This window comes from Pseudomonas sp. IB20 (genome assembly GCF_009707325.1).
GTDB lineage: Bacteria > Pseudomonadota > Gammaproteobacteria > Pseudomonadales > Pseudomonadaceae > Aquipseudomonas.
Genome location: NZ_CP046103.1, coordinates 1,608,450 through 1,629,372 on the forward strand (window position 1 = coordinate 1,608,450; position 20,923 = coordinate 1,629,372).

Sequence of the window (20,923 nt, forward strand, 5' to 3'; positions counted from 1 at the left end):
CAAAAAAGGGCGGCACCCGCGAGGGTGCCGCCCTTTTTGTCGCCGACTGCCTTACAGCTTGGCAGTCAACAACGCTTCAAGCTTCTCCTGGTCCCGAGCAAACTGACGAATCCCCTCCGCCAGCTTCTCAGTCGCCATCGCATCCTCGTTGGATTCCCAACGGAACTGCGCTTCAGTCAAATGCACCCGCGCTTCACCGGCATGGCCTGGCGCCAACTTGCGCTCCAGCTTGCCTTCATCCGCCGCCAGCTTCTCCAGCAGGTCCGGGCTGATGGTCAGGCGATCACATCCGGCCAACTCTTCAATCTGGTTGAGGTTACGGAAGCTCGCACCCATCACCACGGTCTTGTAGCCATTGGCCTTGTAGTAGTTGTAGATGCGCGTTACCGACTGCACGCCTGGATCATCGGAACCGGTGTAGTCGTTGCCGTTGGCCTTTTTGTACCAATCGTAGATACGGCCCACGAACGGCGAAATCAGGAACACCCCAGCCTCGGCACAGGCCACAGCCTGGGCAAACGAGAACAGCAGGGTCAGGTTGGTCTGAATGCCTTCTTTCTCCAGCTTCTCCGCCGCGCGGATGCCTTCCCAGGTGGAGGCGATCTTGATCAGCACACGGTCACGGCCAACGCCGGCTTTGTCGTACAAGTCGATCAGACGGTGCGCACGCTTGAGAATGGCCGCTTCGTCGAACGACAGACGCGCATCCACCTCAGTGGAAATACGGCCCGGTACGACTTTAAGGATCTCTTGACCGACCGCCACCGCAAAACGGTCGCTGGCCAGGCCCACGTCACCATTGCAGTCCTTCACAGCCTCATCCAGCAGCTTGGCATAGCCTGGGATCGAAGCGGCCTTGAGCAGCAGGGAAGGGTTAGTGGTGGCGTCTTGCGGCTTGAGCTTGGCGAGGGTAGAAAAATCGCCGGTATCGGCTACAACGGTGGTGAATTGCTTGAGTTGTTCCAGCTTGGAAGTCATGGGCGTGCTCTGTCCTGTGGGTCTGATGACATTACCCGAGCGCCGGCAGGCGCTCAAGGGCGCAAATGCGTTCGATCGTTTGCGAGGGCAGCAACCTGAAAACAGCCGTTTGAATCACCGGCCGTGGTGCTAAATAGGAGACCAAAACCGCCGACAGGTTCCCCTTATATCGATCGTTCCCACGCTCCGCGTGGTAACGCCTCCTGGGACGCTCCGCGTCCCGCTACCAGCGCACGGCTCAAGTCCAGCGCAATAGTGACGCGGAGCGTCACGCCGTCCCTTATATCGATCGTTCCCACGCTCCGCGTGGTAACGCCTCCTGGGACGCTCCGCGTCCCGCTACCAGCGCACGGCTCAAGTCCAGCGCAATAGTGACGCGGAGCGTCACGCCCTGCATTCCCACGCAGAGCATGGGAACGATCAGTTGGGGGAACCGCCAACCCCAGCCACCCAATAAACCAACTGACACCCAACCGGCTAAATCACCGCCCCTCCAACAACTCCCCAGCCTGATCCAACAACGCCAACGGATCACTCGCCTTATGAATATCCACGGACAACATCTGCCGAAATTTCCGAGCCCCCGGAAACCCAGTCCCCAACCCCAACACATGCCGCGTAATGTGATGCATCGACCCACCACTGGCCAAATGCTCCGCAATATAAGGCCGCAACTGCGCCAACGCTTCCGCCCGACTAACCACCGGCGCCGAACTCCCAAACAACCGCTGATCCACCTCCGCCAGCAAATACGGATTGTGATAAGCCTCCCGCCCCAACATCACCCCATCAAACACCTGCAAATGCTCCTGGCACTGCGCAAGCGTCTTAATCCCACCGTTCAGCACAATCTCCAACTCCGGGAAATCCTGCTTCAACTGCGCCGCCACGTCATAGCGCAACGGCGGAATGTCGCGATTCTCCTTCGGCGACAACCCCTCAAGAATCGCAATCCGCGCATGCACCGTAAAACTGGTGCACCCGGCATCCCTCACCGTCCCGACGAAATCACACAACTCGGCATAACTGTCGCGCCCATTGATCCCAATACGATGCTTCACCGTCACCGGAATCGACACCGCATCACGCATCGCCTTCACGCAATCCGCCACCAATGCAGGGTGCGCCATCAGGATCGCGCCGATCATATTGTTCTGCACCCGGTCACTCGGGCAGCCAGCGTTCAAGTTCACTTCATCGTAGCCGGCGGCCTCAGCCATACGCGCACAGGCAGCCAGGTCAGCGGGGACACTGCCACCCAACTGCAGCGCAAGCGGGTGCTCGGCTTCGTTGTGGCGCAGGAAGCGGTCGTGGTCGCCGTGCAAGATCGCGCCGGTGGTGACCATCTCGGTGTAGAGCAGGGCGTGCTTGGAGAGCAGGCGCAGGAAGAACCGGCAGTGGCGGTCGGTCCAATCCATCATGGGGGCGACGGAGAAACGGCGGGAGAGGGGAGCGGTTTGTAAGGGCATTGGGGATCTGAGTTAGCGAGACGAATGGGGCGCAGTTTATCAGGGATGGGTCTTGGGTGTCGGGGAGGCGTGTTCCTCGCCATTCACCTGCCAGCTCATGGCCGCGACTCCACGAGATAACTTCACCGCCATCTACTTCTTTCGGCACAGCAGAACCTTGGGTACCACGGATCACAATGGTGTCGTATCGCGGTGTGGTAGCCTCTGCATTGCCGCCTTTGGGTTGATTCACTTGCATGGTGCTTCTCCTTTGGGTGGTCGGTGTCGAGGGGTTGCAGCCCCTCGACACCACCTTCTTACTGGCTTTCGCCGGTTGGGTTTTGCTTCCGCACCAGGTGCAGTAGCAGGTTTTCAAACTCGACAACTTCATCTGTTGCTGACTGCCATTCCAGGACTGCCTGTATTTGTTCTCGGCTGCACCCCAGCACTAGAAGCTCCTGTTCCGTAGCACTACGGACTTCCAGAATCTCGACCAGGCCAGCGGCGCTGTATGCCTCGGCATGTACCAATTGGGTTGCTTCGCCGATCCACTCATGCAGCTCCTTCAAATGTTTGAGCAGCTTCGTGGCTCCGTCCCGACCTTCGCCGGTGATGACTTGTACGTGCATGGTGCTTCTCCTTTGGGTGGCAGGCGTTGCAGCGCCAAAACCGAGGATTTCAGAACTGAACGAAGTCGGTTGCGAAGACGTGTCGAACCGCGCCCAATGAATTGAGGCGTTGTTCACTGGTGAGGTTGAGCAGCAAGTAAGCGAAAGCAGCGTGTTGCATGCTGCTGCGGTAGTCATGAGTCTGTTGATCGAGGTTCATCACGCACGCTCCATTTCCAGTTGGTCCAGCAGATCGGGCTGATCGTTTGCCGTTTTCATTGCCTGGCGACGAATGACCACATCTGCAACTGGCAGCTTTACAGCCGGGTTGGGCATGCCGCTGGGGCTCAGTTCGTGGGTCATTTGAAATTCAGCACGCACCGCCCAGCCGCAGGCTTCGTTGGTGCACTGCATGTAGGTGATACGCAGAAAAATGTGCTGGCCTTCGCTGGTACGGATACGCATGCGGCCGTGGCAGTGAGGGCAAACCAGCTTGTAAGTACTCATAACCGGCGTCCTTTACAGCGCTTCAGCATCTTCGAGGGCAATGTTCAACGGTGTGATTGCGTCACCGATTGCCATGCGGATATCGCTGCCAGAGCAGTCGTCATTGGTGGTGGCGACGATTTCTTTTAATGTGTTCAGTCGCTGTTGAGCGATCACCAGCAGATCCAACAAATGTTTTCTTTCTTCTTCAATGCCTTAGCGATCAGGAAGTAAGGTTGCTGGTAATGTTCCGGGCCATCAGTGCTCAGCGGCAACAAGATGTTCTGCGATTATTGGAGGTTTTTACACACACGTCTGAGCAGTAAACCTGCGGACCCCGGACAGGTTCCGGGGTTTATGCTGACTTTTCAGCCTGTGCTTTCTTCCACTCTCGATCTACCGCTCGTTTGGCAGTCGCCTCACTAGCGTACAGCCACCGCAACCGCCTCGGCTTCGCCTGATCCCCCGCCGTAATTGTCTTTTCCTTCCCTGTTTTCGGGTCGCGGTAGTACGCGATGATTCCCGTGTAATCACCTTTGTCCTCTTCCGCCAGGTCCTCAACGTTATCCTCCGGCAGCTTGCTTTCCAGCTCCAGGCTCACCGTGTATCCATCGTCTGCGCTCAGGCTGTGTTGCACGTTGCCGCCATACCAGATGATCTCGTCTATTTCCTCCTTTACGCCCTGGAGCGTGTACGTCAACTCGGGGATCAGGTCCGGCCGGCCGATGGCCAGATTGTAGCTGAGCGTGGCGCTGCCTCGTTGCAAACGCCGGAATTCCGCCCGGGCGGCACGCAGGGCCGACTGCTGGTCGCTGTACGTGTGTCGCAGATCCTTGAGGTTGTCGCCGCCGCCGGCAATAGCCTCCTGTTTTTTTGCACTGTTCACGTCATAGTAATAGGCGCGCACGCCGTCGTAGCTGTCGCGGTCGGCTTGCAGGTAGCGGTGTTGGTCACCGTCGGCGCGGGTGAGGGTGATGTGCGGCAGGTCCAGGCCGCTGGCCGTCTTGCCGCCACCCGCCGGCAGGCACAACAGGCAACCCGCTTTCACGCTGGCCACCGCGTCGAATTCCTCGCCCAGACGGCTGATCAAGTTGGCGTCGGACTCGTTGGCCTGGTCGAGCTGCAGGATGGGCAATCCGTCGAGGGCGCCTGCGATGGTCGCGGTCAGACCGTTGCCTACGGCGATATCGCCCAGGACGTCGCCGAGTGTGGTGTTGCTCCAGCTACGCTCCCGTTTGGTTTTCAAGCCCTTGCGCAGGTCTGCCGATCGAGCACGGATGCTGAGTACGTCCGGCGCGCCACTATGTTCGGTTTCGTCGACGGTGTAGGTGCCCTTGTCCACCAGTCCGGTGTCGCTCCAACCCAGCCACAACCGCAACACCGCGCCCTTGGGGGGAATCGCCAGCAGGCCGTCGTGGTCGCTGAGGGTGATGCTGAGTTGGTCTGCCTCAACGCCGCGGTTGTCGGTCAGCTCCAGGCCCATCAGACGAGGGCTGATCAGTTGGGCGATGTCCAGACCGTCGACGGTGAGCCGGAAGGCGGGCACCGTCGGCCGTGCTGCGCACGTAGCCTGTGACCTTGGAGATTACCGATTCGATCACAGCAGGCCTCGCAGAATGTTGACGCCGATGCTGGTACCGGCACCGAGAAGGTCGATGCGGTCATCGTCGGTGCGCTTCAGGCTCAGGGTGAACTCGATACGCCGTGGCGTGCCGTCGCTGAAAAAGATTGTCTTGTTCTCGCTCAGGCTCTCGATCACCCATAGCCCGTAGATCCGGCCGCTGCCTTCGACCATAGGCCAAGCCTTGCCGGTATTTGCCATCAGGCGCAGTGCGTCGAGACTGAGGGCGCTGCCTGCCAGCTCGGGGAGGATGATGCCGGGGAGGGTGATAGCGTCCTCGCCACGGCCAACGAATTGCCGCGCGGGAGCTGCTCCGACGCGGTTGTTGCTGGCGTGACGCCAATCGGTTTGGCGTTGCAGCTCCTGGTAGGCGGCGGTGGAGAGGCTGAACACGAACATGCCGAGGGCGAGCATCATGGTGGTTATTCCAGGTCAGAAAGTTTGCTGCGCTGACGCGCCTTCTTTTCGTTTTCGATGCGGGCCATCATGGCTCGCAGGGTCTTTTCCAGGCTTTGCATATCGGTGCCAGGCCCTGCTGTTATGGTGAATTCGTAGGTGTCGTGGCTATCGTAAACGGCTGCTGCGGGCGCGCTGCTGATGGGCGGCGTGTTGTCCACGGCAAACGCCGGCATGGCGGTCGCGCCCAAAGCCAGGGTGCTTGCGGCAGCCATCTGTTTGCTCACGCTGGTCAGTGCGTCCAGCGGGCCTTTCTGCCCGCCTTCCAGCCCTTGGGTCAGCCCCGCCATGGTGAACCCACCCAGCTCCGCGAACACCCGGGATGGGCTGTGGATGCCGAGCTTTTCCTTGAACCAACCGATGCTGGCGTCGCCGATCGAGCCGATGGCGTCTTTGACGGCGCCGATTCCAGAGGTGAGGCCATTGATCAATCCGTTGATGATCATGCCGCCGAACTCAGTGAATTTCCCCGGCAGTTCCACGCCGAAGTAACTCATAACCCCGGAGAAGGCCTGGTAGAACAAGCCGAGCGGGCTGAAGTTAGCAATCAGTTGAAGGATGCCAGACAGGCCTTGATCAAAGCTGGTCTTAATACTTGCCCACAGATTGGCGGCGCCCGTAGCGAGTGAAACGATGCTCTGCACGAGTGTGGCGATCATGTTGCCGATAGCTGCCCCGAATCGCTGGCCCATCGACTGGGCGGCGCCGCCGACGTCCTCGACCGGCTTCAACAGGTCACTGAACCACCCAATCAACCCGCTGATACCGTTGGATATCATGTTGAACAGAGGCTGCGCGATGCTGCCGAGCAGCCTTAACGCAGTGCCTACACCCGGTATTGCATAGGCGGCTTTCGCCAGGTTGCCAACCGGGCTGCTTGCACCAACATTGGGAACGCGTTACGAGCCAAGCCCGTCAGCGTTGGTAGCAGTTTGCCGAGCATCTTGGTGACGACGCCACCCTGTAGACCGAACATCGTCATACCGTAGCGGAGCACGGCGAACGGTCCCAGCATGCTCGCCATGGTCAATGCTAGAGCACCGAACACGAATGCTAGTGCGGTAATCGCACCCACCACCTTGACCAAACCACCGGCCAATTTTGGGTTCTCTCTGGCCCATGTGCCTACGCTGTTTGCGACTTCGCCCAGGGTGTTGATCAGGCTCTTGAGTTCTGGCGCAACGGCTGCGCCGAACTCTGCCATGGCGTTGGTAAAACTGCCCTCGGCAGCCTCCATGACGTTGGTTAGCGTACCGAGCTGCTCGTTGACTCTGGTGCGCAGATCAGCCTGGACTTTCAGTTTTTGCTGGACCTCCTGATACCCAGCCAGGCCCTTGTTCATCATCACGTTTAAGGTGGTCAGCGTTTCAGCATCATCCCCAAAAAGCTTGCCGATCACAGCTGTGCGGTCGGTGTCGTTCAGAACTTTGAGCTTTTCCACCTGAGCGTATAGATTTTCCAGCCCAGCAAAGTTGCCTTCATCATTCGTGAATTTGAGAGCTACTCCCTTGTTAGCACCCGCTGCAATTTTGTTGGCTTTGTCGACCTTGCTCTGATCAAGCCCCGCCTGAAAGATCTTGCGGAAGGAGTTTCCCGCCGCGCCTCCATCCATCCCGGCCTGGTCCATCATGATCAACAGCGGCGCCAGTTCCTTAGCTGCATCCAGCCCCGACTTTTTGATTGTGTCCATGACGGGCGAAATTTTGCTGAAGCCCTGAAGCATTTTGTCCGGGTCCAGACCGGCGTAGAACCCGCGCTGAATGGTGTCCATCAGGCTCATCATGTCTGTTTCGCTGGTACGCGTCGCATCCTGCATTTTGGCGGCGAACTCTGCTGCCTCCGTCGCTCCCATCTTCAGCTGGACGCCCAGGTATGCAGCGGCTTCACCCGTACCACCCAGGATGCTCTTGGTACTCAGGCCCTGGCGCCTGAGCATTGTCATCATGTTCTGGAAGTCGGCCGTGGTGCCAGGCAAACGGTCGCCAAGCTTGGTGGCCAGGTCGGTGATTTTCTGGAAGTCCTCCGAGACCTTCCCGGTGTCATCCATCATCGACACCTTGAGCTGCGTAGCGGAATCCTCGTTGGGTGCGAATGATTTAACTACTGCAGCAAGGGGCCGGCTCGCTGCATAGCCTACGCCCAGGCCAGCCGCCCCACCCATGGCGAGTCGTCCAGCATTTTGCTGACTACGGCGAAGACGTTCGCTCGCCTGCGCGCTAGCGCGCTGACGTCGTGTCAGTTCTTGAAGCCGTCGCTGTTGCTCTGCAATCTCAGCATTCGCCCGAGCCATATCAGCGCGTAGCTGTGCGCTGTGCTGCCCAAGGTCAAAAGTCCCGCTGCATGGCGCGGGTTGGATTTTTGGACAGTGCGTGCCCCAGTTCTTGGGTGCGCTGTTGAGCCGCTTGCAGTTCGGTTCGGGTCGAATTCAGCCCCTGCTTTAGTTCGCGGAAACCGTTGATTTGTTTCTGCGACTCGTTGAGACCTTTCAGCCGGTCCCTGGCTGCCTTGAGCGCCTGCGCAGCTACGGTGGATTGCCGTTGAATGCTGCGCAGTGGGGCTGTGACGCGATCAATGGCGTTCAGAATCAGCTGTAGCCGCAGATCATTTGCCATCGGTGGAACTCCGCACCCTGGCGCGCTCGCGCCAGTCCATCAGTTCTTGCAGGCCCAACTGATCCATGTCAGCCGGTGCCCAGTGAAAAATCACGGCCAGGTCGGCCATGGCGTCCTCTACGCAACGAGGGATGCGTCCGTCTTCATCGATTTCTGTAGCAAAAAACCGGACACCTTGGTGCCGAGGGCGAAAAGGTCGGCGGGGTCCATTGAGTTGACTTCAATGGGGGTGAGGGTTGGGCTGCTGATGCGAGGCACCACCTTGACCAAGCTGTTGACGTCCATCTGCAACAGCTCTGACAGGCTCACGCCCCGCAGCTCGCCCGAGTTGGGCTTGCGCAGGGTGATGCTGTCGATGGTGGAAGTGCCACGGCGAATCGGCATGTCGAGGATGACGGTGTTGTCGTCGGCTAGTGGCTTAACTTCAGCTTCTTCGATGGCTGCGGTTTTCATGGGTATTGCTCCTGGTGATAGGTGAGCGGGTTAAGGGATGGTGAGTGGTCAGAAGCCCAGGGCGTTGCGCTGTTTCTCCAGCATGTCGACGCCGTTGACCTTCTCGATGAAGTTGAGCAAGTCGATTTCGATGATTTCTTGGTTATCGACCGTCAGCTTGTAGTAGGTGCAGGTGGTGGTCATTGAATGCTCGGTGTCTTCACCCGGTGTGGCGTCGCCCATTTCAATGGTCTCGTGACGGCCACGCACGACGACTTCCACGGCGCTGACTTCGCCTGTGTCGTCCTGCTCAAATGCGCCGGTAAAGCGCAATGCCACGCCCGACGCATTCACCATGGCGAACTGTTTCAGGCTGATCAGATCCAGGCCGCCGGTTTTCCATTCGAACTGGATACCGTCGTCGGAGAAGCCCAAGTCAGCTTTGACCGGGCCGTTCATGCCGCCGCCGCGATAGGCTTCCATCTTGCGGCCAAGGGCGGGCAGGGTGACGGACTTAACCACGCCTCTGTAGATGTTGGCGTCGTTGAAGAGCATGAGGTTTTTCAGTTTGCGTGGCATAGCCATAGCGGTGTTCTCCGGGTGTTTGGCATGGGGTTAACTCCCCTTGCGGGGAGACCCGGTTCAGCTGTTGATCTGGCTGGCGAACGTCATCAGATAGCGGTCGGTGATGCGCTGGCGCAAGGTGAGGTCTTCCAGGGGCGGCACTGGCGTGTAGTCGTAATCGATCGTCAGCTTGCCGGCCTTGAGGGTGTCTTTATCGTTGATGTCCTCCGGGTACCAGCAACTGCCACCGATCAGGTAGCCCTGGGCAATCAATTCGCGGAACTTCGCGTTGATGCCTTCGATGATGTCGCGCACCAGGGAGGCGTGCATGGGCTTGTCCACAGCCCACATGTGCGCCTCGGCCATGGTGTCGGCGAGGATCTGCGCGGTTCGGGTGTAATTTTCGAAGGCGAACAACGGATCGTCGCTGCACGTACGGCTACCCCAGAAGCGAAACCCGCCCTCGTTGATGAGGGTGGTGACTTCATTGCTGTTGAGGTAGTTGGCGTCGGTGGCCGGGTTCTGCAGATCCCAGAACACGTCGGCGCTGATGCCGGTGACGCCGTTGACTGCGACGTTGGAGAGAGTCTTGTGCCAGCCGGTTTCCTGATCGATCTTCGCTCGCAGGCCGAGGGCGCGCGCCACTGCCGACGCGGCAACAGTCTTGCTGATGACGGTGTCCCAGTTGAGGAAGTCCGGCCAGATCACCATCAGCTCGCGAGCGCCGAAGTTCTCGCGGTAGGCGACCACCTCTTCCTTGGTTTTGCAGTTCCAGGCATGGACGTAGGCGAAGGCGCGCAGGTCCTGGGCAACGGATACCAGGGCGGTGGCCACCGGCAAACTGTCGAGACCTGGCACACCGAGGATGCGCGGCGTCATGCCCACGCGGGCCTTGGCAGCAAGCAGGGCTTTCATGCCGGTGTATTTGCCGTCGGCAGTGGTGGTACCGATCAATGCGCTGATGGTGGTCGCTTCGTCAGCGCCTTCCTTGACCCGCACCACGATGGCGTAGGGCTTTGTCTGGTCGTCAATGGCTTGCAGACTGGTCGCCAGGGTACCTTTGACGCCGGCTTTGCCAATCGCGGCTCGAACACTGGTCAGCAGGACAGGCGTGTCCAGCGGGAACATAAGTGGGTCAGCATCTTCAGCCGTGCAAACCAGGCCGATGACTGCGGTGGGGATGGTGCGAATGGGGCGGGTGCCGTCGTTGAGTTCGATGACCCGCACGCCGTGGAGATAGTCTGAACCGGCCATGGGTGGTTGCCTGCGCTGTGATGGAATGACAGTGCACAGGCTGCCGCGCGCGCGCCGGTTGGGCGAGCGCGCAGGCTTGTAACGGGTGGCCCTACAGGTTGATGCGCGGTGACGTTACTGACGCTGCTGCATTTATGCCGACAGCCAAGAGGGTGCAACCGGTCTGTGATCTACCAGGGGAAACTCAGCCCCCTGCGGCCATTCACGCAACTGACGTCGATAGGCCTGCAGCTCTGTGTATTGCTCAGGGGTTATGGAAGTCGTGCCGCCACTTTCCAACTCGTCGCGATGCCTCGAAACAATGGCATCAGTCGGGAAAAGCTGAGCGTCCCGCCAGGACCGCTCAACAGACGCCAGCTCTTCATCACTGAGTGGTGGAGGTTCAACCAGCACCGGAAAGCCATCATCGCCCCAAGGAAGACGTTCATCACTCCGGTGGTTTCAAGGCTGATAGCCAGGCCGGTCAGGTGGCGGGTGACTGGCCTGGCGTCATCGATCAGCCAGGTCAGCTCCTGGTACATCTCTTCGGTGATACCGGTTTCCAGAACGCCGACTTTGATGGCGAAGGTGCCTGGCACACCGAGTGGGGTGGTTTGCCACCATTCCAGTACTTCGATCAGATAACCGAGCGGCTCAACCACGCGGCGCAGGGCGCCGATGGTGCCCTTGCGAGAGTGGATGAAGTGGGATGAGCGAATGGCAGACCGTTTCGCGGCCTCGGTCCATTTGCTATCCCAGCGATCAACCGAAAAAGCCCAGGCCAGATATGGCAGCAGTGCAAGCGGGCAAGTGTCGGGGTTGCAGAGCTGGCGCAGAGGGATGGGCACGCGCTGAATTTGCGCGAGTGCTTGCGCTGCTTGGCGTTCCAGTGGCGTGGCGTTTCCCGGCAGCAGCTGCTGGGCGCCCATTACTCGATACCTCGCGTGACAGTCGTGCCGGTGCAATACGGCGCCTGAGCTTTGGTCGCAACGATATCAACCCAGTCTTCCAGCTCGACCTTGCGGACACCTTCAACGTGCAAGGCCGCGTGAATGGCCGACTCTGACACTTCCATACCGAGGCGACGGCGTTGGCTGACGTAAGCCTGCAAGCGTGTTTCGGCTGCGGCAAGAATCGGTTCCGACTCAGGCCCGCTGGACAGGAGGTAAAGTTTTGCTTTGACCTGGTAACGGACGATTTCAGCGCCCTGGACGGTCACAGCGGCTCCGACTCCATGTCGAGGCGCGCGGCGATCATAGGCTGTTCCTCAACCGGCCACAGGCTGATCATGTAGGCCTTACGCTCGGCCAGGATCAGCTCGAAGTCGATCTGCTCGACGATCTGCGGCGGTGGCAGTTGGCTGAGGTCGATGGCTGCGAAGCTGTTCATACACTGCCTCCCAGTTGCAGCGGAATGCTCATGCTGAACGCTTCATTGCTGTCCACTACGCTGCCCTCCAGATCCAGCTCCGACTTGCCTTGAAGGCTGGCACCGCGAAACTGAACACGGCTGAGGCTGATACGAGTCTCCCAGCGCATCAATGCCATGACCGTGGCCGAGTATGCCCGTAGGCGGGTGACGTCGTTGAAAGGATGGTCAATCAGCTCGGGCAGTAGGCTGCCGTATTCGCGGCGCATTACGCGGGTGCCAATACGGGTGGTGAGGACGTCGGGAATGGACTGGGCGATATGGTCCAGAGTGCCGATGGCGCCGCCGGTTTCTCGGGGTCCCACTCACGATCAGAACCGGCGCGCAGGGCAAGCCATGGCAGCCAGGCGGTGGTCAGCTCTCCGGTTTTTACTTTCACGCGCGGGGGCTTCATCTGCACGGCGGCGATGACGCCGAAGCGGATGAGGTTTTCAAGCATGCGAGAGAGGGCGGCGGCCGTGCAACGGACCTTGCCGTTGTCGATGAATATCAACAGACGGTCGGGGTCGTGCTTGAAGTCGGCGACGGTGGCCAGCAGGTGAGCACGCAGGCTTTCGGGTTTGTTCATGGTTGTGCCTGCTGGTGTTTGTAGACCATGTCGACCTGGGCGGCGCAATCAGCCCAAGCCGTTTCGGCGCGGTCCTGGTCGGTGAGCTGGTCGCCGTTACTGCGCGGGCTGGTCGCGGGGAGGACGCACGGCACCACGGCCGGACAGCCAGTCACGGTAAGCTGCGGCGCCGGTGAGGGCGGGGCGCTCGCGCAGCCGGCGAGCAGCGTCAGGCAAAGGCTGATCAGCCCATTTCTGAAGGTCGTCATTTTCAAGTTTCAGTTCCTCTATGGTTCTCTCGCGCTTCGCCAGACCCAGGCGCAGTTGGTCTTGCTGGCTGCGTAGGAGGCTCTGTGCATTACTGACCCCATATCAGCAGCACCAGGGCACCCAGCAGAGCGAAGCCGTATAGGGCCTGGCGCAGGGTGCTCACGCGCGGTACCAACCGAGTTTGTTCATGGCGGCGGTGTCGAGCTGCTTGATGGGGCCGCGCACGATCACGGCCCGGGCGCCGTTCATTATTTGGATGGATTCAGCCAACAATTCCATGTCGTCCTGTTCGGTCGACTCCGGCACCACTAGTAGGTCACCGTCCTGCACGCGTAATTTCTGCAACGCTTCGAAGTCGATCATGCCGCCACCCCTTGCCCGCACTCGCAGCCGGCGTGCCGCTCGTAGGCGCGCTGGAGCTTGGTGTCGTAGAGATTGCGCAGGTAATCCGGCCCGTTGTAGAGCTTGGCGAACTCGGCCCATTTGCGGGCTTTGAGGGCCTTGTGTAGCACCGGGTCGGTTTCGATGAAGCGGGTAAAGGCGTCGAGCTGCTGCGATTCGCCGGCACTCATCGCCGCCACAAATTCCTGCACGCTGGCATAGCCGAGTCGCTTCCAATGGAACCCCATGATCTGGAAGGCACCCCAGGAAGCCGACTCCAAGGCGGCGGTGTCATCGATCAGGCGGGCCATGGCCAGCCGCTGGTGTTCGGCCGTACCGCCGATGTATCCACCCGGCTTTGGGTTGACCAGGGCAGGATTGGCGGTGGCGAGTTGATCGGCGTGACGTTTGAGTTCTGCCGGGTCATCGCCGTTTCGAGCGGTGGCGAGCTGGCGGTACATGATGTGCCTTTCGAACAGGATCACTGGCTTGCCGTTGTCGAGGAAGCCCTTGCCCTTGGATTCCACCTCATTGACCGTGTAGATGCTCGCCAGCGGTACGCCGAGACGTTCTGCAGCGACCACCAGGTCGTGGTTGCGCAGCAGCTGGGCGCAGTCGCCGCCGGCAAGGCTGGTCTGGGTTTTGGTGCCGGCGACTCCATCGGCGACTAGGCCGACTTTTACCTGGTATGCGCGCACGGCGGATTCAGTGGCATCGCCGTAGTGCCCATCCGGTATCAGGTTGGCGCCGTTCTTTACGAGGTTCTTTTGCAGCATCAGCACCGCTTGCGAGCGGTCGCCGTGGCGTAGGGTGGTGGTCATGCGCTGGGCCTCAACAGGGCGGCGACGTTGCCGCCTGAACGGAAAATAAGGATGCAGAGCAGCACGATGGCAGCTGTCTGCCCGAGGCTGGTGGGCTGACGCTCCAACAGGATCTCCAAACCGCAGATGCACAACGTGGCGCCAAACAGGCTTGCCAGCAGCGAGATACTGCGCCGGTACCGCGCATCACCTCGGGTGTAGCAGGCCAGGCGCAGGGCACTCAGCAGGTAGGCGATTGCCGCGATCAACTGCACGGCCAGTTCGATGTTCTGCATATCAGGTGCCCCCTCTGATGCGACGCCAGATGTCCCAGATGTCCGCCTTTTCCACCCAAACCATCAGTTTGATGCTGATCGGGATGACCACCAAGGCACAGACAAAGGCGCTGCCACCGCTGGTGATAAACGGGATTGCCTGTAAGGCCATGGGCGCGAACAAATAGCCCACGCCGGCCGACAGGAACAGTGAGCCCAGCCGTTGCCAGACTTTGAGATCACGCTTGGTACTGGTAACAAGCCAGGCGCCGAGGATGGCGCCGAATAGCGCCCCGTCGTCGATGACGGGCGTCACGGTGGACAGGCCCAAACCAATGAGCAGACCAGTCACAACGCTGGAAGTCGGATCAGCCATGGTGTGGGTTTCCTTGATTGCAGAGGGTCAGTTCCATAGCTGCACCATCTGCCGCTGAGGCGCGCTGGTTTGGGCTTCGGGCATATTGACGACAAGGCCTTGCGGCAGGATTGGGCCGTGGTCGGCCAGGCCGGGGTTGGCCTCAAGCACTGTCTCGGTGACGCCCGCGGTGCGTCCGTAGAACCGCCAGCAGAGGGCGTCTACGGTTTCATTTTGATTGGTGCGAATGGATGTGGGCATTAGATCAGCTCCACGGTGGTGCGGCTCAACCCGAGGAAGTCACGGACTGCCCAGCGCAGATCGCGGCGGTAGTCGTCGATGGTCGGTGTGACTTCCTCAGTAGTGGCGATCCTTGAACGGGCTGGAATCTGGCTTTTGCGCGGAGAAGGCCAGCACATCGGTTCCCAGGCTGGCGGGTGAGTCAGTTACCGCCAGACCTACGATGTAGGCTTCCCCGGTATCGGAGAAGCTGTCGTCGATCTCAATCGAGGTGTAGATCTTCTGCCTGGCCTTGTTCATGGCGATCAGGTCGGGGGTTGGCTCAACCTGGGCGAACAGGGCCAGTTTTTTCTGGCCGTTGACTTCTACTTCTTCGGTCTTGACCGCCAGCACGTCGCCGTCCCGGTCAGTGAGGTCGCGGCCAAGGATGAATTCAATTCGATCAAAAACCAGACCCGTGACGATGTACTGGCCAGCTTGCGCATTCCGCCGCAGTTGATGGGGATCGTTCCGCAAAACGCAGGGGGCTTTGGATCGATCAGGGAAGCGGCACAGATTTATGCAGCGAATGAGATAGAACCGATTCAGACACGTATGCAGCAACTGAATGACTGGATCGGGGAGAACGTCATCCGCTTCAAGCCCTACGAAATTGGCGGGGAGGCTTAAAAGCCCCCCTGCGCAGTAAACGAGGCGACGAACCTGTGCGCTAACACAGGTCCGACGCTGAATCACTCGAACACGCCGAGTGCTCCAACCAAGGCCTCGCCCCACTGCGCAGGGGGTGCGAAGCCTAAGCGAATCCAATTGTCGAAACAAGGATCACTTAATGAGCACACCAATTATCCCGTGGATGGGCGGCAAGCGCCGCCTGGCAGATCGTCTAATTCCACTGTTTCCACCCCATGAGTGTAGTCGAGGTCTTTGCCGGCGCGCCGGCTCTATATGCGTCCCCAGGCGCCCCGTTGAAGTCCTCAAGAATCAAGGCGACCTGGTACGCTTACCGCGTGTGCAGAACCACCTGGAAGATTCGTGCGCCAGTTCAAATGGGGCTCACTCCCCAGGTGTTGATGGCAGAAGATGACCCGCCGAAACCTTACCGAACAGCGGGCTGCCCGGTTTTTCTACCTGCAGCACCATGCCTTCGCCGGCAAGGTCAGTGGGCAAACCTTCGGTACCGCGACCACTGGCCCCGCTATCAACCTGCTGCGGATCGAGGAGAACCTGTCTGCTGCCTGGCAACGGTTGTCTGGTACCTATGTCGAGAACCTGGGCTGGCTTGAATGCGCCGAACGCTACGACCGGCCGCACACCTTCCATTACATGGACCCGCCTTACTGGCAGACCGCTGGTTATGGGGTGGACTTTCCGTTTGAGAACTATGAGCGGATGGCCGATTTTATGCGGCGGTGCAAGGGTAAGGTAATGGTCAGCATCAACGACCACCCAGATATCCGACGGGTGTTTGAGGGGTTCCACTTTGAGACGGTGGACATTCGGTACAGCACTACCAATCAGCGGCAGGGGAAAGCCGAGGTCAGCGGAGAGCTGGTGATCATGAACTGGGAGCCGGCGGCATTGGGAGGGTTGTTCTGACCTAAAGGTGGAACTCATCAAAGCAACAAACCGAGCCGCCCCACGAGGCGGCTTTTTGCTGCCTGGGAAAACTAGAGTGATGCAATCAGTGCGTCCATGTGTTTCTGATCAGTATACGTAATAGCCTCTATAAGGTCTTTTACAGCATGTTCAATGTCAAAAATTAGTTCGTGTCAGGCGCAACGTTTCCACCTGGCGCGCGCCGTCGTCCCCCCACCTCGCCTGCGGGCTAAATGGGTCGTTTTTTCTGCGCACCTGCGGACCACTCGCGGCGGTTCAGGCTGGGCGCTTGCTTGGCGTTGTGGGGTGGTCAAAAGCCTGCATTGCTTATGGCGGCTGTGCGCGGGGCACTTCGGTGCGCCGGGTCCTTTAGCCCTGGTCTTCCACACCTGCGTACAGCTGCCACCCTCATGTGGAAGTGAGTTTGGTAGTTCCTGGAATTCTAAAGGAGCTTCGCCATGTACAAGGTCACGCCTAATCCGCCTCATGCCTCAAACGCTGAACCCATTGATGCCAAGCTTCACGCTGCGGCTCAGCGCGCTATTTATCATTACCTGCCGCCATCTGACGACGATGCAATCTTTGAACCCGCGCCCGGCAATCTTTTCCGCGTCAGCCCCAACATCGACACCGAAACCCTCCTAGCCAACGCCGCCGAAAACCTCGATTCCGCCAACCAAATGGCCGCCACCCTGGCCTTCGACCTCGAAGACCCCCACCGCGCCATCATCCTCGGCATCCAGCAACTCATCGACCTAAGCGCTTTACTCGTCGCACGAGCCCAAGAGCACGTCGCGCCCGCCGCCAGCACGGCCACCGCCTGACATCCAACCCCGCCGCCTTACTCCAAGGCGGCAACCTGAACCCATCCTGTCACCCAGCAAAGTTTCATAATTCCCCGCACCGTTGAGGACTACGCTCCCACTTAAGAGAGGACCCCCGCGCCTCCAGCCCATAGGGAACTGAAACATGATCTCGAACCTGGTTAAAGTCGTGATGATTGCTGGCACGTTGCTGTTGGGCGCTTGTTCGACGGGGTCGTCGGGCGGGAGTGGTGACCCTTGTTTTTCGGGGGGATGTCAGGCGTTTGGGGACCATAGCCCGAGCAAGGCGGCCAAGATGAGTTTTGGCGGCAGTGGGTTGGGGAGTAGTTATGGGGAGTATGGGTCGGGGTTGTTGCATGATGATTGAGTGAGCGGGTGGGCAGTCATTGATTTGTTGACTGACCCACCGCTATCGCGGGCAAGCCCGTAGTGTCAGTGCCCGCCCTTCATGCGGCGGGCAATCAGGTAGATGCCCAGGCCGACCAGCGCTGTTGCGGCGCCAATGTAGCCGGTGCTGGTCCAGCCGTAACCCGCCGTAATCGCCATCCCCCCAAACCAAGGCCCCAGCGCGTTCGCCAGGTTAAACGCAGCGTGGTTCGACGCCGCCGCCAGGCTTGGGGCTTCGTGGGCGATGTCCATCAGGCGGATTTGCAGCGGTGCGGCCAACGCCACCATGGTGCCGACCAGGCCCATGCTCAGCAGCACGCCCCACAGCGACGATGCCGCGAAGGGGAAGAACAGCAGCACGGCTATCGACCACACCAGAATCCAGCCCACGGCGCGAAATTGCATGCGGTCGAACAGTTTGCCGCCGGCGATGTTGCCGATGATGCCGCCGACGCCAAACGCGGCGAGGCCGAAGGGGATCCATTGTGGCGAGACTTTGGTCACTTCGAGCATGGTCGGGGCAAGGTAGCTGAACACGCAGAACATGCCGGCAAAGCCAATTGCGCCAATCGACAGCGCCATCCACACCTGCGGTTTGGTGAAGGCGCGCAGTTCTTTGCGTGGGTCGCTGCGCGGTTCGTCGTGGCGGTCGGGGACGAATTGCCAGACGAGGAAGAGGGTGCACAGGGCGATGGCGCTGACCAGCGCGAACGCCGAGCGCCAGCCCAGGTGTTGGCCGAGGAAGGTGGCGATGGGGTTGCCGAGCAGCATGGCGAGGGTAAGGCCCATCATTACGCGGGCGACGGCGCCGGCTCGCTTGTCGTTGGGCACCATGCTCGAGGCGACGACGGCGGCGATGCCGAAGTAGGCGCCGTGGGGCAGGCCGCTGATGAAGCGGAAGGCCATCAGCGAGCCGAAGGTCGGGGTGAAGGCGGTGGCGAGGTTGCCCAGGGCGTACAGGCCCATCAGCAACAGCAGCATGTGTTTGCGCAGCAGCTTGGCGCCGAGGATGGCCAGCAGCGGGGCGCCGACCATCACGCCCAATGCATAGGCGCTGATGGCGTGGCCGACTTGCGGTTCACTCAAATTCAAATTCTGGGCGATGTCGGGCATTAAACCCATGATGGCGAATTCGCCGGTGCCGATTGCGAAGGCGCCCACGGCCATGGCAGCTTCCATTTTGGCGGCGCTGCGCGCTGGCAGCACGTGCCCGGGTGTTTGCTGGATAGTCATGGGTAACTCTGTGTGGAGGGTGTGCACGAAAGGAGACGGCCGATGCTACGCAAGCAATGGCGAAGGTGTCTAGAACAGCCTTTTGCAGCAGAGTTCAGTTTCATCTAGCCGCCTGTGACCCCACGTCGCGCCTGCCAGGCTTGACACGCTCGGGTTAAAACCCGCGATTTAGAGCTGTCAATTGGCCAAACAGCGCATATTGGCTGTATGCCGTGATATTCTGCGCGCCGTCTTGGTCTAGTCTTACCCCGGTGCGTACATCCGTATACGTCCCGGCGGTTGGCTGTTGCCCAGGTAGCTGAAGCCAATAATGATAAGAAGTCAGCGCAGAAGGGACAAAAACAGTGAGGTCGATACGTCGGCCTTGTGTGCCCACCCTGCGGCTCTCTCGTGAATGTGCAAACCCCGCGGTGCGTTGCCTGACGCAGCGTGATGGAGGGTTGCCCATGCTCAGGGGCGGTAGGGCGGATGGCGTTTTATCATAGGTGCTACTGATGTTTAAAAAAGTAAACACTGCCCTGCTGGGGTTGGCTTTGTCGATGGGGATCACGTCCGTTCACGCGGAAGAGGCAAAGAAAGTCGATGTGCTGCTGATCGGCGGCGGCATCATGAGTGCGACCCTGGGTGTTTGGCTCAACGAGCTGCAGCCGGACTGGTCGATGGAGATGGTCGAGCGCCTGGATGGCGTGGCCGAAGAAAGCTCCAACGGCTGGAACAACGCCGGTACCGGTCACTCGGCCCTGGCTGAGCTGAACTACACCCCGGAAAACAAGGACGGCACCGTTGAGATCCCGAAAGCGGTCGAGATCAACGAAGCGTTCCAGATTTCCCGTCAGTTCTGGTCCTGGCAGGTCCAGCAGGGCGTGCTGAAGAACCCACGTTCGTTCATCAACTCCACACCGCACATGAGCTTTGTGTGGGGCGATGACAACATCAAGTTCCTGAAAAAACGCTACGAAGCCCTGCAAGCGAGCCCGCTGTTCGCTGGCATGCAGTACTCCGAAGACCCGGCGCAGATCGCCAAATGGGTTCCGCTGATGATGGAAGGCCGTGATCCGAAGCAGAAGATCGCCGCCACCTGGAGCCCGATCGGCACCGACGTGAACTTCGGCGAGATCACCCGCCAGTTCGTCGCTCACCTGCAAACCACGCCGAAGTTTGACTTGAAACTGTCGAGCGAAGTGCAGGACATCACCAAGAACGCCGACGGTTCGTGGCGTGTGAGCTACAAAAACCTGAAAGACGGCACCAAGACTGAAACCGACGCCAAGTTCGTGTTCATCGGCGCCGGCGGCGGTGCACTGCACTTGCTGCAAAAGTCGGGCATTCCTGAAGCCAAGGAATACGCGGGCTTCCCAGTGGGCGGTTCGTTCCTGGTGACCGATAACCCGGCCATCGCCGAGCAGCACATGGCCAAGGCCTACGGTAAGGCTTCGGTTGGCGCGCCACCGATGTCGGTTCCGCACCTGGACACCCGCGTGCTGGATGGCAAGCGTGTCATTCTGTTTGGCCCATTCGCGACCTTCTCGACCAAGTTCCTCAAAGAAGGCTCGTACCTGGACCTGCTGACCAGCACCACCACCCACAACATCTGGCCAATGACCAAAGTCGGTATTCGTGAATACCCACTGGTTGAGTACCTCGCCGGCCAACTGATGCTGTCGGATGACGACCGCTTCAAGGCGCTGCAAGAGTACTTCCCGAACGCCAAGCAATCCGACTGGCGCCTGTGGCAAGCCGGTCAGCGCGTGCAGATCATTAAGCGTGACGAAGAGCAGGGCGGCGTCCTGAAACTCGGCACCGAAGTGGTCAGCTCCGCCGACAACACCATCGCCGGCCTGTTGGGTGCATCGCCAGGCGCGTCCACCGCGGCTCCGATCATGCTGACCGTGCTGCAGAAAGTGTTCAAGGACAAGGTCGCGACCCCTGAGTGGCAGGCCAAACTGCACCAGATCGTACCGAGCTACGGCACCAAGCTGAACGACAGCCCTGAGGCTGTTGCCAAGGAATGGGCCTACACCGCCGGTATCCTGCAACTGACGCCACCGCCTGCGATTCCGCAGATGGCCGCGCCAAAGGCCACCGAGGCTGCCAAGCCTGCGGCTGAGCCGAGCAAGCCGGCGTCTGACTTGGCGCTGTAAGCCAAGCC

At 59.9% G+C, this 20,923-nt stretch carries 25 protein-coding genes and 8 pseudogenes; 5 read left to right on the forward strand and 28 right to left on the reverse strand.

Features of this window, described 5'->3' with window-relative positions; all coding sequences use genetic code 11:
• Window positions 1-51: 51 nt before the first annotated feature.
• The 27 genes and pseudogenes from tal to GJU48_RS07545 all read right to left on the reverse strand — a co-directional run.
• Window positions 52-978 (reverse strand): transaldolase, encoded by a 927-nt coding sequence (gene tal / locus GJU48_RS07420; protein WP_094953088.1) that lies wholly within the window; start codon window positions 976-978, stop codon window positions 52-54.
• 482 nt (window positions 979-1,460) lie between these two features.
• Window positions 1,461-2,447, reverse strand: coding sequence for a tRNA dihydrouridine(20/20a) synthase DusA (gene dusA / locus GJU48_RS07425; protein ID WP_094953089.1), 987 nt, complete (start codon window positions 2,445-2,447; stop codon window positions 1,461-1,463).
• Between the two features lie 296 nt (window positions 2,448-2,743).
• Entirely contained in the window at window positions 2,744-3,055 is a 312-nt protein-coding gene (locus GJU48_RS07430; protein WP_094950370.1) for a hypothetical protein, read from the reverse strand.
• A gap of 49 nt (window positions 3,056-3,104) precedes the next feature.
• Window positions 3,105-3,254, reverse strand: coding sequence for a hypothetical protein (locus tag GJU48_RS07435; protein ID WP_155295951.1), 150 nt, complete (start codon window positions 3,252-3,254; stop codon window positions 3,105-3,107).
• On the reverse strand, window positions 3,254-3,541 hold the full coding sequence (locus GJU48_RS07440; protein ID WP_065882220.1) for an ogr/Delta-like zinc finger family protein: 288 nt from the start codon (window positions 3,539-3,541) through the stop codon (window positions 3,254-3,256). The genes GJU48_RS07435 and GJU48_RS07440 overlap by 1 nt, the downstream gene beginning before the upstream one ends.
• Before the next feature lie 12 nt (window positions 3,542-3,553).
• Window positions 3,554-3,709 (reverse strand): hypothetical protein, encoded by a 156-nt coding sequence (locus tag GJU48_RS07445; RefSeq protein WP_256671211.1) that lies wholly within the window; start codon window positions 3,707-3,709, stop codon window positions 3,554-3,556.
• A 166-nt stretch (window positions 3,710-3,875) separates the two neighbouring features.
• Window positions 3,876-5,121: pseudogene (locus tag GJU48_RS07450) on the reverse strand (phage late control D family protein).
• On the reverse strand, window positions 5,118-5,558 hold the full coding sequence (locus GJU48_RS07455; protein WP_094950358.1) for a phage tail protein: 441 nt from the start codon (window positions 5,556-5,558) through the stop codon (window positions 5,118-5,120). Before GJU48_RS07455 ends, GJU48_RS07450 begins: the two are co-directional and overlap by 4 nt.
• 5 nt (window positions 5,559-5,563) lie before the next feature.
• Window positions 5,564-7,920, reverse strand: a pseudogene (locus GJU48_RS07460) (phage tail tape measure protein); the annotation flags it as partial.
• Window position 7,921: 1 nt separating this feature from the next.
• Window positions 7,922-8,209 (reverse strand): hypothetical protein, encoded by a 288-nt coding sequence (locus tag GJU48_RS25855; protein ID WP_452603453.1) that lies wholly within the window; start codon window positions 8,207-8,209, stop codon window positions 7,922-7,924.
• Window positions 8,199-8,318, reverse strand: coding sequence for a GpE family phage tail protein (locus GJU48_RS07465; RefSeq protein WP_094950356.1), 120 nt, complete (start codon window positions 8,316-8,318; stop codon window positions 8,199-8,201). Before GJU48_RS07465 ends, GJU48_RS25855 begins: the two co-directional genes overlap by 11 nt.
• A gap of 8 nt (window positions 8,319-8,326) precedes the next feature.
• A complete protein-coding gene (locus GJU48_RS07470) occupies window positions 8,327-8,662 on the reverse strand; it encodes a phage tail assembly protein (RefSeq protein WP_094950355.1) in 336 nt (111 codons plus the stop codon).
• Window positions 8,663-8,710: 48 nt separating this feature from the next.
• A complete protein-coding gene (locus GJU48_RS07475) occupies window positions 8,711-9,226 on the reverse strand; it encodes a phage major tail tube protein (protein ID WP_094950354.1) in 516 nt (171 codons plus the stop codon).
• A gap of 57 nt (window positions 9,227-9,283) precedes the next feature.
• Window positions 9,284-10,459 (reverse strand): phage tail sheath protein, encoded by a 1,176-nt coding sequence (locus GJU48_RS07480; RefSeq protein ID WP_094950353.1) that lies wholly within the window; start codon window positions 10,457-10,459, stop codon window positions 9,284-9,286.
• A gap of 251 nt (window positions 10,460-10,710) precedes the next feature.
• Complete coding sequence (locus GJU48_RS07485; RefSeq protein ID WP_256671212.1) at window positions 10,711-11,367, reverse strand: phage tail protein I; 657 nt, start codon at window positions 11,365-11,367, stop codon at window positions 10,711-10,713.
• Window positions 11,367-11,669 (reverse strand): annotated as a pseudogene (locus GJU48_RS07490) (baseplate J/gp47 family protein); the annotation flags it as partial. The pseudogene GJU48_RS07490 and the gene GJU48_RS07485, both read right to left, overlap by 1 nt.
• Window positions 11,654-11,827, reverse strand: a complete 174-nt coding sequence (locus GJU48_RS25860) for a hypothetical protein (protein ID WP_452603454.1) — start codon at window positions 11,825-11,827, stop codon at window positions 11,654-11,656. The pseudogene GJU48_RS07490 and the gene GJU48_RS25860, both read right to left, overlap by 16 nt.
• Window positions 11,824-12,171 carry a GPW/gp25 family protein gene (locus tag GJU48_RS07495; RefSeq protein WP_155295954.1) on the reverse strand — a complete coding sequence of 116 codons (348 nt, stop codon included), beginning with the start codon at window positions 12,169-12,171 and terminating at the stop codon, window positions 11,824-11,826. The genes GJU48_RS25860 and GJU48_RS07495 overlap by 4 nt, the downstream gene beginning before the upstream one ends.
• 143 nt (window positions 12,172-12,314) lie before the next feature.
• Window positions 12,315-12,434 (reverse strand): annotated as a pseudogene (locus GJU48_RS07505) (phage tail protein); the annotation flags it as partial.
• The gene (gene lysC, locus GJU48_RS07510; RefSeq protein ID WP_218193663.1) at window positions 12,431-12,688 is read right to left on the reverse strand and encodes an Rz1-like lysis system protein LysC; all 258 of its coding nucleotides are present in this window, start codon (window positions 12,686-12,688) and stop codon (window positions 12,431-12,433) included. The gene lysC and the pseudogene GJU48_RS07505, both read right to left, overlap by 4 nt.
• Before the next feature lie 154 nt (window positions 12,689-12,842).
• Window positions 12,843-13,046 (reverse strand): hypothetical protein, encoded by a 204-nt coding sequence (locus GJU48_RS07515; RefSeq protein ID WP_094950343.1) that lies wholly within the window; start codon window positions 13,044-13,046, stop codon window positions 12,843-12,845.
• The gene (locus GJU48_RS07520) at window positions 13,043-13,885 is read right to left on the reverse strand and encodes an N-acetylmuramidase domain-containing protein (RefSeq protein WP_155295956.1); all 843 of its coding nucleotides are present in this window, start codon (window positions 13,883-13,885) and stop codon (window positions 13,043-13,045) included. The genes GJU48_RS07515 and GJU48_RS07520 overlap by 4 nt, the downstream gene beginning before the upstream one ends.
• Window positions 13,882-14,160, reverse strand: a complete 279-nt coding sequence (locus GJU48_RS07525) for a phage holin family protein (protein WP_094950341.1) — start codon at window positions 14,158-14,160, stop codon at window positions 13,882-13,884. The genes GJU48_RS07520 and GJU48_RS07525 overlap by 4 nt, the downstream gene beginning before the upstream one ends.
• A gap of 1 nt (window position 14,161) precedes the next feature.
• A complete protein-coding gene (locus tag GJU48_RS07530; protein ID WP_046035109.1) occupies window positions 14,162-14,515 on the reverse strand; it encodes a putative holin in 354 nt (117 codons plus the stop codon).
• 27 nt (window positions 14,516-14,542) lie between these two features.
• On the reverse strand, window positions 14,543-14,755 hold the full coding sequence (locus tag GJU48_RS07535) for a tail protein X (RefSeq protein ID WP_094950340.1): 213 nt from the start codon (window positions 14,753-14,755) through the stop codon (window positions 14,543-14,545).
• Window positions 14,755-14,853, reverse strand: a pseudogene (locus tag GJU48_RS07540) (head completion/stabilization protein); the annotation flags it as partial. The pseudogene GJU48_RS07540 and the gene GJU48_RS07535, both read right to left, overlap by 1 nt.
• A gap of 1 nt (window position 14,854) precedes the next feature.
• Window positions 14,855-15,133 (reverse strand): annotated as a pseudogene (locus tag GJU48_RS07545) (GPO family capsid scaffolding protein); the annotation flags it as partial.
• On the opposite strand from GJU48_RS07545, the pseudogene GJU48_RS25100 reads away from it, so the two are divergent.
• The 4 genes and pseudogenes from GJU48_RS25100 to GJU48_RS25105 form a co-directional block, all read left to right on the forward strand.
• Window positions 15,134-15,403, forward strand: a pseudogene (locus GJU48_RS25100) (phage portal protein); the annotation flags it as partial. It abuts the pseudogene before it with no gap.
• A gap of 160 nt (window positions 15,404-15,563) precedes the next feature.
• Window positions 15,564-16,330: pseudogene (locus tag GJU48_RS07550) on the forward strand (DNA adenine methylase).
• Between the two features lie 458 nt (window positions 16,331-16,788).
• Window positions 16,789-17,154 carry a DUF6124 family protein gene (locus GJU48_RS07555; RefSeq protein ID WP_094952877.1) on the forward strand — a complete coding sequence of 122 codons (366 nt, stop codon included), beginning with the start codon at window positions 16,789-16,791 and terminating at the stop codon, window positions 17,152-17,154.
• Window positions 17,155-17,299: 145 nt separating this feature from the next.
• On the forward strand, window positions 17,300-17,521 hold the full coding sequence (locus tag GJU48_RS25105) for a hypothetical protein (RefSeq protein ID WP_094952876.1): 222 nt from the start codon (window positions 17,300-17,302) through the stop codon (window positions 17,519-17,521).
• Between the two features lie 65 nt (window positions 17,522-17,586).
• On the opposite strand, the gene GJU48_RS07560 is transcribed toward GJU48_RS25105, so the two are convergent.
• On the reverse strand, window positions 17,587-18,774 hold the full coding sequence (locus GJU48_RS07560) for an MFS transporter (RefSeq protein ID WP_094952875.1): 1,188 nt from the start codon (window positions 18,772-18,774) through the stop codon (window positions 17,587-17,589).
• 494 nt (window positions 18,775-19,268) lie between these two features.
• Here GJU48_RS07560 and mqo point away from each other — a divergent pair, with 494 nt between their 5' ends.
• Window positions 19,269-20,915 (forward strand): malate dehydrogenase (quinone), encoded by a 1,647-nt coding sequence (mqo, locus tag GJU48_RS07565; protein ID WP_094952874.1) that lies wholly within the window; start codon window positions 19,269-19,271, stop codon window positions 20,913-20,915.
• Window positions 20,916-20,923 lie beyond the last annotated feature (8 nt).